The sequence below is a fragment of the Streptomyces ochraceiscleroticus genome, from assembly GCF_000720485.1.
Lineage (GTDB): Bacteria > Actinomycetota > Actinomycetes > Streptomycetales > Streptomycetaceae > Streptomyces > Streptomyces ochraceiscleroticus.
In genome coordinates, this window is record NZ_JOAX01000037.1 from 50,124 (window position 1) to 61,032 (window position 10,909).

At 73.0% G+C, this 10,909-nt stretch carries 8 protein-coding genes; 5 read left to right on the forward strand and 3 right to left on the reverse strand.

Features of this window, described 5'->3' with window-relative positions; all coding sequences use genetic code 11:
• Positions 1-121: 121 nt before the first annotated feature.
• Genes IG84_RS0133425 through IG84_RS0133435 form a run of 3 tightly spaced genes read right to left on the reverse strand, consistent with a single transcriptional unit; the run spans position 122 to position 3,323 of the window.
• Positions 122-979 carry a sugar phosphate isomerase/epimerase family protein gene (locus tag IG84_RS0133425; protein WP_031065802.1) on the reverse strand — a complete coding sequence of 286 codons (858 nt, stop codon included), beginning with the start codon at positions 977-979 and terminating at the stop codon, positions 122-124.
• Positions 976-2,148, reverse strand: coding sequence for a dihydrodipicolinate synthase family protein (locus IG84_RS0133430; RefSeq protein ID WP_051862762.1), 1,173 nt, complete (start codon positions 2,146-2,148; stop codon positions 976-978). The genes IG84_RS0133425 and IG84_RS0133430 overlap by 4 nt, the downstream gene beginning before the upstream one ends.
• A 23-nt stretch (positions 2,149-2,171) precedes the next feature.
• Complete coding sequence (locus IG84_RS0133435) at positions 2,172-3,323, reverse strand: Gfo/Idh/MocA family protein (RefSeq protein WP_031065810.1); 1,152 nt, start codon at positions 3,321-3,323, stop codon at positions 2,172-2,174.
• A 232-nt stretch (positions 3,324-3,555) separates the two neighbouring features.
• On the opposite strand from IG84_RS0133435, the gene IG84_RS38395 reads away from it, so the two are divergent.
• The 5 genes from IG84_RS38395 (at position 3,556) to IG84_RS0133470 (ending at position 10,749) form a co-directional block, all read left to right on the forward strand.
• Positions 3,556-4,707: a LacI family DNA-binding transcriptional regulator gene (locus IG84_RS38395; RefSeq protein ID WP_037801151.1), complete on the forward strand. Its 1,152-nt coding sequence runs from the start codon at positions 3,556-3,558 to the stop codon at positions 4,705-4,707.
• A 26-nt stretch (positions 4,708-4,733) separates the two neighbouring features.
• Positions 4,734-5,777, forward strand: coding sequence for a bifunctional helix-turn-helix transcriptional regulator/GNAT family N-acetyltransferase (locus tag IG84_RS0133450; protein ID WP_031065814.1), 1,044 nt, complete (start codon positions 4,734-4,736; stop codon positions 5,775-5,777).
• Between the two features lie 273 nt (positions 5,778-6,050).
• On the forward strand, positions 6,051-6,860 hold the full coding sequence (locus IG84_RS0133455) for a sugar phosphate isomerase/epimerase family protein (protein ID WP_031065817.1): 810 nt from the start codon (positions 6,051-6,053) through the stop codon (positions 6,858-6,860).
• A 1,165-nt stretch (positions 6,861-8,025) separates the two neighbouring features.
• Positions 8,026-9,828: a glycoside hydrolase family 3 protein gene (locus IG84_RS0133465; RefSeq protein WP_031065819.1), complete on the forward strand. Its 1,803-nt coding sequence runs from the start codon at positions 8,026-8,028 to the stop codon at positions 9,826-9,828.
• 291 nt (positions 9,829-10,119) lie between these two features.
• On the forward strand, positions 10,120-10,749 hold the full coding sequence (locus IG84_RS0133470) for a hypothetical protein (RefSeq protein WP_245659690.1): 630 nt from the start codon (positions 10,120-10,122) through the stop codon (positions 10,747-10,749).
• Positions 10,750-10,909: the final 160 nt, after the last annotated feature.

Here is a 10,909-nt window from a genome sequence, read left to right on the forward strand (position 1 = left end):
CCGGAACGGTTGCGTGGTTCCGCCCCTCTTTCGGCGCAGTTCGCATCGCGGCCCGCGCCCGGACGCACGGCGCGCACGGCGCGTTCAGCCGGGCACCCGAGCTCTCCTGCGCGCGCCCGCCTCACTCTGCGCGCAGTACGTGCTCCCGGTAACGGGCGATCACCTCGGCCAGTACCTCGGCCCCGTCCCGCTCCCACAGGCCCGGGTTGAAAATCTCGACCTCGATGGGCCCGTCATGTCCGGCCGCTTCGGTCCGTTCGCGGAACCACCGCAGGTCCACCGCCCCGTCCCCGAGCTGACCGCGGCCGAGCAGTACCCCTTCGGGCAGCGGGGTCACCCAGTCGGCGAGCTGGAACGCCGCGAGCCGTCCGCCGCGCCCCGCACGTTCGATCCCCTCCCCGACCGTGTCGTCCCACCACAGGTGGTACGTGTCCACGACCACGCCCACCTGTTCCGCGGGGAACCGCTCGGCGAGGTCGAGCGCCTGGGCGAGCGTGGAGACGACGCAGCGGTCCGACGCGTACATCGGGTGCAGCGGCTCGATCGCCAGCCGTACGCCCCGCTCTGCGGCGTACGGCCCCAGCTCGGCCAGCGCCTCTGCCACGCGCTCCCGCGCCCCGTGCAGGTCCCGGCTGCCGGGCGGCAGACCGCCGGACACCAGGACGAGCGTGTCCGTACCGAGGGCCGCGGCCTCGTCGAGCGCCGCCCGGTTGTCGTCGAGCGCGGCGGCGCGTTTCTGAGGGTCGGTCGCGGTGAAGAAGCCGCCGCGGCACAGGCTGGTGACGGTCAGCCCCGCCTCCCGCATGAGCTTGGCGGCCGCGTCGACGCCGTACTTCTGTACGGGTTCGCGCCACAGGCCCACGTGGCGCAGCCCGGCCGCCGCGCAGCCGTCCGCCAGCTCGGGCAGCGACCACTGCTTGACCGTCTCCTGGTTGAGGCTGAGGCGCGCGAGGTCGTCCTTCGTGCGGCGGCCGGTCATGCGTCTCCTCCGAGTACGGCGGTCAGCTTGGCCATCCGGTGCCGGGCCAGCTCGGGGTCGGGGAACAGGCCGAGCCCGCCCGCCAGTTCGTACGCCCGGCGCAAGTGCCGCAGCGAGCGGGCCGACTGCAGGCCGCCGGCCATCGTGAAGTGCGCCTGGTGGCCCGAGAGCCAGGCCAGGAAGACGACGCCGGTCTTGTAGTAGCGGGTCGGCGCTTCGAAGAGGTGCCGGGCCAGCTCCACAGTGGGGTCCAGGACCTTGTGGAACGCGGCGGTGTTCCCGGTGTCCAGCAGGCGCACGGCCTCGGCGGCCAGCGGCGCGAGCGGGTCGAAGACACCCAGCAGGGCGTGGCTGAAGCCCCGTTGGTCGCCGGCGATCAGTTCGGGGTAGTGGAAGTCGTCGCCCGTGTAGCAGCGCACTCCCTCCCGTCGCCCACCACCACCCTTGTCCGAGGCCCTTCGGGCCGCCCCCATTGTCTGCAGCCGGCGGCGCAGCGCCACCTCCCGGTCCGCGTCGAGCAGCGAGACCTTCACGCCGTCGACCTTGTCCGGGTGCTCGGCGATGATCTGCAGGAACGTCTCGGTGGCCGCGTCGAGATCGCCGCTGCCCCAGTAGCCCTCCAGCGCAGGGTCGAACATCGGGCCGAGCCAGTGCAGGATGACCGGCTCACTGCTCTGCCGGAGCAGGTGCCCGTACATCTCCGCGTACGCCTCGGGCCCGCCCGCGACCGCCGCCAACTGCCGCGACGCCATCAGGATCGGCTGTCCGCCGGCCTCCTCCACCAGGGCGAGCTGCTCCTCGTAGGCGGCGCGCACGTCCGACAGTCCCGCCTCCCCGGGCGGGAGCTGGTCGGTGCCCACCCCGCACGCGATCCGGCCGCCCACCGCCCTGGCCTCGGCGGCCGACCGCCGGATCAGCTCGGCGGCGGTCGCCCAGTCCAGGCCCATGCCGCGCTGCGCGGTGTCCATGGCCTCGGCGACGCCCAGGCCGTGCGACCACAGGTGGCGCCGGAAGGCGAGGGTCGCGTCCCAGTCCAGTACGGCGGGGCCGTCCGGGGTGGTGTCGGCATTCGGGTCGGCGACGACGTGCGCGGCGGCGAAGACGGTACGGGAGGTGAACGGGACCGCCGCACCTACGGGCGCGGCGCTCACAGGCGTTGCTTCAGGCACGGCGTTGGTTTCGGACGCGGCGCTCACAGGCTCAGCTCCGGTACGTCCAGGCGGCGCCCTTCTTGTGCCGAGCGGATGCCCAGTTCGGCGAGGTGCACGCCGCGCGCGCCCGCCATGAGGTCCCACCGCCACAGCTCGTCGAGCACCACGTGGCGCAGGAAGAGCGCCCACTGCTCCTTGAAGCCGTTGTCGAACGTCTCGTTGTCGGGCACCTCCTGCCACTGCGCCCTGAAGTCCTCCGTGGCCGGCAGGTCCGGGTTCCAGACCGGCTTGGGGGTCGCGGAACGGTGCTGGACCCGGCAGCGGCGCAGGCCCGCGACGGCCGACCCCTCCGTGCCGTCCACCTGGAACTCCACCAGCTCGTCCCGGTTGACGCGCACCGCCCAGGAGGAGTTGATCTGCGCAACGGCGCCGCTCGCCAGCTCGAAGATCCCGTACGCGGCGTCGTCGGCGGTCGCCTCGTACGGCTTCCCGGCCTCGTCCCAGCGGCGCGGGATGTGGGTGGCCAGCTGGGCCTGGACGGTGCGTACCGGCCCGAACAGCTCGTGCAGTACGTACTCCCAGTGCGGGAACATGTCCGTCGCGATGCCACCGCCGTCCTCCGCCCGGTAGTTCCACGACGGGCGCTGTGCCTCCTGCCAGTCGCCCTCGAAGACCCAGTAGCCGAACTCGCCCCGGACGGACAGGATGCGGCCGAAGAAGCCGCCCTCGATGAGCCGCTTCAGCTTCAGCAGGCCCGGCAGGAAGATCTTGTCCTGGACGACGCCGTGCTTGATGCCCGCAGCCTGGGCCAGCCGCGCCAGTTCGAGCGCACCGGCGAGCCCGGTGGCGGTGGGCTTCTCCACGTAGAGGTGCTTGCCCGCGGCGATCGCCTTCTTGACGGCCTCCTCGCGGGCGGCGGTGACCTGTGCGTCGAAGTAGATGTCGATGCTGTCGTCGGCCAGCACCGCGTCCAGGTCGGTGGACCACTCCGTGAGGCCGTGCCGGTCGGCCATGGCCGCGAGCTTGTGCTCCGCGCGGCCGACCAGGACCGGTTCGGGCCAGATCACCGTGCCCCCGCCCACGTCCAGGCCGCCCTGCTCGCGCAGGGCGAGGATCGAGCGGAGGAGGTGCTGGCGGTAGCCCATGCGCCCGGTCACGCCGTTCATGGCGATCCGTACGGTCTTGCGTGTCACAACCCGACCCCTCACATCAACCGGTGGTACCGGTCGCGGCCCCGTGGTCCGCGAACGGACAAGCGCACGGAAAGCGCCGACGAAGGGCGCGCGGCACCCAGCGCCCGGAGTTGTTCACCCGGTCACGCATAGAAAGCGCTTTCCATCGCGAGAGAAGCTAGCCTGCGACGCGAGGCGCCACAAGAGGGGCGACGCCGGACGTGGCGCCGCAGGAAGGGGGACGGGGAGCGATATGACCGTGACACTGGCGGACGTCGCCGCGCGGGCGGGGGTCTCGGCGGCGACCGTCTCACGCGTGCTGAACAGCAACTATCCGGTGGCCGAGGCCACCCGCGACCGAGTGCTGCGGGCGGTCGCGGAACTGGAGTACGTCGCGAACGGACCGGCCAGCGCGCTCGCCGCAGCCACCTCCGACCTGGTCGGCATCCTCGTCAACGACGTCGCCGACCCGTTCTTCGGAGTACTCGCGAGCGCGGTGCAGTCGGAGATGAGCGGCGACGGCACCTCCGGCGGCGAGAAGCTCGCCGTGGTCTGCAACACCGGCGGCTCCCCGGAGCGCGAGCTGACCTACCTCACGCTGCTGCACCGCCAGCGGGCCGGCGCCGTGGTACTGACCGGCGGCGCGACCGAGGACCCCGCGCATACGGCGGCGTTGGCGGCCCGCGTGGCGCGGCTGTCCGCGGCGGGGACCCAGGTGGTGCTGTGCGGCCGCCCGCCGCTGCCGGCGGGCGCGACGGCGGGTGCCGGAGGCTCGGCGGAGGCGCCGGTGGCGGGCGGTCGGGCCGCGGGGGCTGCCTCCGCGGCGGCTTCCCCGGCTTCCGCTGCCGACGCGGGGCCTGCTCCGCTGACCGTCGCGTTCGACAACCGGGGCGGCGCGCGGTCGCTGACCGAGCATCTGGTCGCCCTCGGCCACCGCCGGATCGGGTGCGTCGCGGGCCCCGAGGGGCTCACCACCACCCGGCACCGGCTGGAGGGCCACCGCGCCGCCCTCGCGACGCACGGCATCGAGGACGTGCCCGGCCGCACGGTCCACGGCGCCTACGACCGGGCCTCCGGCTATGCGGCAGCCCACGAGCTCCTCCGGCGGGACGAGGATCTGACCGCCGTCGTCGCGGCCAATGACACGGTCGCGCTGGGCGTCTGCGCCGCGCTGCGCGAGCACGGGCTGCGGGTCCCCGAGGACGTCTCGGTCGCCGGCTTCGACGACCTCCCCTTCAGCATGGACGCCGTGCCGGCGCTGACAACCGTCCGGCTGCCGCTGACCGAGGCCGGAGCGCGGGCCGGCCGGCTGGCGATGGGCCGGGAGCCGGCGCCGGCGGACGGCGTGGTGCTGCTTTCATCCGAATTGGTGATACGCAAGTCGACGGCTCCGCCCTATTCTTGACTCAGTCAAGGTTTTTGGGGGATGCCATGACCGTCCAGGAATTCCGCCGCTTCAACCGCTTCTACACCAACCTCATCGGCGCGCTCGACTACGGCCGCCATCTCTACACTCCGTACACGCTCACCGAGGCCCGGCTGCTGTACGAGCTCGCCAACAGCCCTGGTCAGGTGGACGCCGCGGACCTGCGGGTCACGCTCTCCCTGGACGCGGGCTACCTCAGTCGTCTGCTCGGGAAGTTCGAGGAGCGCGAGCTGATCACCACCGGCCGCTCGGAGCAGGACTCGCGACGCCGGCGCATCGCGCTCACCCCGCACGGCCGGGAGGCGGCGTCCACCTTGGAGGAGCGGTCGCAGGACAGCGCCGGCCGGCTCCTGGAAGGGCTGCGCGGGCCGGACCGCGCCCGACTGGTGGAGTCCATGGCGACAATCCGCGAGCTGCTCGGCGACGCCACCCCGCCCGACGCGGAACCGCCGGACGCCGTTCCCGAGCCCACGTCCGTCGCCCATGCCGGGCCGGCGTCGGACCAGGTGACCCTGCGGACCACTCGCCCCGGTGACCTCGGCTGGATGGTGCAGCGCAACGCCGAGCTCTACGCCCGCGAGTACGGCTTCGACCTCTCCTACGAAGCGCTGGTGGCCCACATCGTGGCCGAGTTCGCCGACCACTTCGACCCGCACTGGGACCGCGCCTGGATCGCCGAACTGAACGGCAGACCGGCGGGCCAGGTGATGTGCGTCCGGGACCGGGCGGACGAGGGTGCGCAGGCCGATGGCGAGGAGGTCAGCGGGGATGGGCGGCGCGGTCGGCGGGAGCGGATACGCACGGCTCGGCTGCGGTTGCTGCTCGTGGAGCCGGAAGCGCGCGGTCATGGCATCGGCGGGCGGCTGGTGGCGGCCTGCACGGACTTCGCCCGGGACGCCGGGTACGAGGAGCTGGTGCTGTGGACCAACAGCGTCCTGACGTCCGCCCGGCGGATCTACGAGCGGGCCGGGTTCGAGCTGGTCGCCGAGCGGCCGCACCACAGTTTCGGACAGGACCTGGTCGGGCAGGACTGGCGACTGCGGCTGTGAGTCGTCGGCCGAGACGGTGAACCGCGGGCTGGGGCTGTGAGCCGTGGCTGCGCCGGTGAGTCGCCGACCGAGACTGTGGGCCGTGGCTATGACCGTGGCCGTGGCCGTGGCCGTGGCCGTGGCGATGAGTTGCCGGATGGGGCTGTGGGTCGTGGCTGCGGGTCGTGGCTGCGGCGGTGAATCGCGGGCTCAGACTGCGGTCGTGGCCGCAGGTGTGGTGGGGTCGGTGTGAGGGTCTTCGTGAAGGGCTGCGAAAGGTAGGGCTGTAGGGCTATGCGATTCGCCTTCTCGACGCTGGGCGTGCCCGGTATGCCGGTACGCGATGTGGCCGGGCTCGCCACCGGCGCCGGGTACCACGGGGTGGAGCTGCGCGCCCACCCGGAGGAACCGGTGCACACGGGCCTCGGTCCCAGCGAACGTGCCGAGGTCGCCCGGGAGTTCGCGGACGCCGGGGTGGAGATCCTCACCATCGCCGGATACGCGAAGGTCGCCGAGGCGCAGGACGCGGCGGGCGAGGCGGCGCTCGCGGACGAGTTGGCGGGGCTGGTCGGCCTCGCGGCGGACGTGGGCGCCTCGTACGTCCGGGTGTTCCCCGGTGCGGGCGACCGGCCGGCCGCGGAGGCCGACGCGGACGCCGCCCGCCGGCTCGGCGCCATCGCGCCGCTCGCTGCGGACCGGGGCGTGACCGTCCTGCTGGAGACGCACGATTCGCACCGTACGGGGGCCGCGGCGGCGCGCGCGGTCGGTCCGGTGGGGCACGGGTCGGTCGGGGCGCTGTGGGACGTGCTGCACACCTGGCTCGGCGGCGAGGACCCGGCCGCCACGCAGGCCGTGCTCGCCCCTCATCTGGGCTATGTCCAGGTCAAGGACGTCGCCTCGGCCGAGGACAAGACGCCGCTGCCGCTCGGCGCCGGGGTGCTCCCACTGGCCGGCTGCCTCGGGGCACTCGTCGGGGACGGTTGGGACGGCTGGCTGTGCTGGGAGTACGAGAAGCGGTGGTACCGCGAGGCGCCCGCGCTCCCCGGCCTCCTCCGCCCCGGCCGCGAACATCTGGAGCAGCTCCTGACCAATTTGGAGAAGTGAGGACCAGGGGAAGGGGGGAAGCGAGGGCGAGTTCGGCGAAGTGAGGGCGGGTGGCGGTCGGCCGGGCGGCCCACCGCACGGCCCCCAGGCGGGCCCATCGCACGGCCCCCGGGCGGTCCACCGCACGGCCCTCGGGCGGTCCACCGCGCGGGCCTCGGGCGGTCCGCCGTGTGCCAGTAGTACCAATCTGTACCAATCTTGGGGGGTGGGACGGTTCCGGGGAACCCAGGGCGTTGCCGGTCCGTCACAACGACGTACTGCCGGTGAGTCTCCGCAAAGCGGTGTCGGCCTCGCTGCTGGCTGCGTCGCTGACCACCCTCTCCACCGCCTGCGGCCGGCAGCACACCGCCACCGGCGCACCCCCCTCCTCACGCGCCGGTGGCGGATCTCATCCCGGGCCGACCGCCGTTCGGAGCAGCCTCCCCGTCGCCACGCCTCGGCGCCCCCGCACCCCGGCGCCCCCGCACCCACGCCTCTCCACCCCCTACCTCCGGTCGTGTGATCACCCGGTTGGTGCTGGGGCATTGACCGGCAATTGTTTTCCGGATATCCGTGTCTCCTTGGCAGTTTCCTTCAATACGCCTATATGCCTGGGACTGGGCGGGTGGGAGCGGTCTGTGCCGCGCCCCGGTCGTGTGGTGCCACCGGCACCGAGGAAGTCGCCGAGGAGTCGTCGAGGAGTCACCGAAGAAGTCGTTGAGGACGTCACCCAGGAAGTCGTCGAGGAAGTCTGAGTAAGTCACCGAGGAAGCCTCCGAGGAGCCCTCCGGAAGGAGCGCACATGCACTCCAGACGTACCGCTCGCCCCAGCCGTGCCGACCGTTCCAGAGCCACCGACCACTCCGGACCTGCCGATCACTCCAGCCCCGCCGGCAACCCCGGCCCTGTCGATCGTCCCGGACCCGTCGACCGGCCCGAGCCCACCGACCGGCCCGAGCCCACCGACCGGCCCGAGCCCACCGACCGGCCCGGACCTGCCGATCTCCCCAGACCCACCGACCGTTCCCTTCCCCAGCCTGCCGATCTCCCCAGACCCACCGACCGTTCCCTTCCCCAGCCTGCCGATCCCCCCAGACCCGCCGACCGTTCCGTTCCCGAGTCTGCCGATCTCCCCAGAGCCACCGGTCGTTCCGTTCCCGAGTCTGCCGGTCACTCCAGACGTAGCGTGCTGACCGCGGCCGCTGCTGCGGCGACGGGTGTGGCCGCTTCGCGGGCCGCCGGCGGTACCGCGTACGCCGCGCCCGGTGGGCCGCGGCGGGACGTGCGGGAGCGGTTGCGGGCGCTCATTGCCCGGATGAGTCTTGAGGAGAAGGTCGGGCAGCTCTTCGTGATGCGGGTGTACGGGCACTCCGCCACCGCGCCCGATGCCGCCGACGTCGAGGCCAATCGCAAGGAGATCGGCGTTTCGAACGCCGCCGAGCTGATCGCGAAGTACCACGTCGGCGGCATCATCTACTTCTCCTGGACGCACAACACCCGCGATCCGCGCCAGATCGCCGAGCTCTCGAACGGTATCCAGCGGGCGGGCGCCGCCCAGCGCGTTCCCGTACCGCTGCTGATCGCCACCGACCAGGAACACGGGATAGTGGCCCGGATCGGCGCGCCCGCCACGCTCTTCCCCGGGGCGATGGCGCTGGCCGCGGGCGGCTCGCGGGAGGACGTGGAGACGGTCGGCCGGATCTCCGGCGCCGAGCTGTACGCCATGGGCATCCGTCAGGACTACGCCCCCACCGCCGACGTCAACGTCAACCCCGCGAACCCGGTCATCGGCGTGCGGTCGTTCGGTGCCGACCCCAAGGCGGTGGCCCGGTTCGTCGCCGCGGAGGTGAAGGGGTATCAGGCGGCCGGCGTGGCCGCGACCGCCAAGCACTTCCCCGGCCACGGCGACACCGACACCGACAGCCACATCGGGATCCCGTACATCCACCACTCCGCCGAGGAGTGGGAGCGCCTGGACGCGCCGCCCTTCAAGGCGGCCATCGCGGCCGGAATAGATTCGATCATGACGGCCCATATCGTCGTGCCCGCGTTCGACAAGAGCGAGGACCCCGCCACGCTCTCCCGCCCGATCCTCACCGGCATCCTGCGCGAACGCCTCGGCTACGACGGCGTGGTGGTCACCGACTCGCTCGGCATGGAGGGCGTGCGCAAGAAGTACGGGGACGACCGTGTCCCGGTGCTCGCCCTGCGGGCCGGCGTCGACCAGCTACTGAACCCGCCGGACCTGGAGGCCGCGTACAAGGGCGTGCTCACGGCCGTGGGCAACGGGGAGCTGAGCGAGCGGGAGATCGACGAGAAGCTGCTGCGCATCCTCGCGCTGAAGGAGCGCCGCGGGCTGTTCGCCGGTCCGTACACCTCGCGACGGGCGGTGGACCGTACGGTCGGCACAAAACGGCACCTCAGGACCGCCGACAAGATCGCCGACCGCACCACGACGCTGCTGGTCAACGAGGGCGGGCTGCTGCCGCTCTCCCGGCGCAGCACACGCCGCGTCCTGGTGGTCGGTGCCGACCCGGCCGCGCCGTCCGGCACCGGCGGCCCGCCCACCGGTGTGCTCGCGCGCACCCTCGGCGAGCTGGGCTTCACGGCCACCGCGCTGTCCACGGGCACGGCGCCCACCCAGGCGCAGACCGACGCGGCGGTGGCGGCGCTGGCGGAACACGACGCGGTGGTCGTCGCCACGTACAACGTCACCGCGGGGTCCTCGCAGCGGGGGCTGGTGCGGGCCCTGCTGGATACCGGGAAGCCGGTGGTGCAGCTCGCGATCCGGAATCCGTACGACATCGCCCAGCTCGACGGCGTCAAGGCGGCGCTGGCCAGCTACTCGTGGACCGATGTCGAACTGCGCGCCGCCGCCAGGGTGATCGCGGGCCGCCGGGAGCCGAAGGGCAGGCTGCCGGTCCCGGTCATGCGCGCCGACGCGCCCGGCACCGAGCTCTTCCCGATCGGCCACGGCCTGACGTACTGACCGCATCGGACATCACATCGGGCACGACCTGACGTACTGACCGCATCGGACACGGTCTGTCGTACTGACCGGACTGGGGCGCGCGTACCGGCGCCCGTACCGGACCCTTCGTACGGCACGTACCGCACAGCCCGTACCGCATCCCTCGTACCTCATGCGCAATACGCCGTTCGCGTCTGGCGTGTGCCCGTCACGGCGGGTCACGCTGGTCCGGCATGTCGCACCTGCCCCGGCACGCCTGCCGGGGCGGGTGCGGCGAGCGTGAGCGCGAGTCCAGGGGGGACGGTGGGGGTGCGCGGGGCACGGGGCGCGGGGGCGCTGTTGGGCGCCCTGCTGGCGGTCGGCCTGTTGCTGACGGGGTGCCGGCCGTCGTCCAGTGCTGAGGCCCGCGGCGCCGGTACCGCGCCACCGACGGGATACGGCGCGGTCTTCCTGGACCGCGGCGAGTGCAGCAGCCGCGGGCGGGCGGTGGCCTTCCGCGAGGTGGCCTGCACGAACGGGGCGGCCGCGGCCCGGGTGCTGGCGCGGCACGCCGGGCGGCAGTCCCGGGGGCCGCTCTGCCCGGCCCGTACCGACTTCGTCCTGCACATCAGCCAGCACCGGCCGGACGCCGACGAGGACGGCGACGGCGCGGTCCCGCAGGGGTACGCCTGTATGCGCAACCTGCGCGCGCCGCACCCTGGGAACCCGGGGCAGGGCGGCGGCCCCCGCACCGTCCCCGGCGACTGCGTCTACCTCGCCGCCGGGCTCCAGGCCCGTGAGACGCCCTGTGCCGCGTCCGGCGCCGGGGCGAGGCACCGGCCCGAGTACTTGGTGACGGCGACGGTCCGCGAGCGCCCGTCCTGCCCGGCCGGCACGGCCCTGTACCTCCGCCTCCCCGACCACACCACGGGCTGCGCCCGCCGCCTCACGTCGGCCTGAGGCCGCACGCCTTGAGGCTCAGCCGGGCCACTCCGGCCCCTCTTTTCACCCCCCGGTCACCTCCCTCCCGCCCGACTTCCTTCCGCACGACGGCATTCCGTGATGCCTGTCTCTTATACACATCTGACGCTGCCGACGAATAGAGAGGCGTAGATCTCGG

What these genes read in the sequence shown, in the direction of transcription:
- IG84_RS0133425 (WP_031065802.1), bottom strand. Translation starts at nt 979, where the DNA reads ATGACCGGCCGCCGCACGAAGGACGACCTCGCGCGCCTCAGCCTCAAC.
- IG84_RS38395 (WP_037801151.1), top strand. Translation starts at nt 3,556, where the DNA reads ATGACCGTGACACTGGCGGACGTCGCCGCGCGGGCGGGGGTCTCGGCG.
- IG84_RS0133450 (WP_031065814.1), top strand. Translation starts at nt 4,734, where the DNA reads ATGACCGTCCAGGAATTCCGCCGCTTCAACCGCTTCTACACCAACCTC.
- IG84_RS0133455 (WP_031065817.1), top strand. Translation starts at nt 6,051, where the DNA reads ATGCGATTCGCCTTCTCGACGCTGGGCGTGCCCGGTATGCCGGTACGC.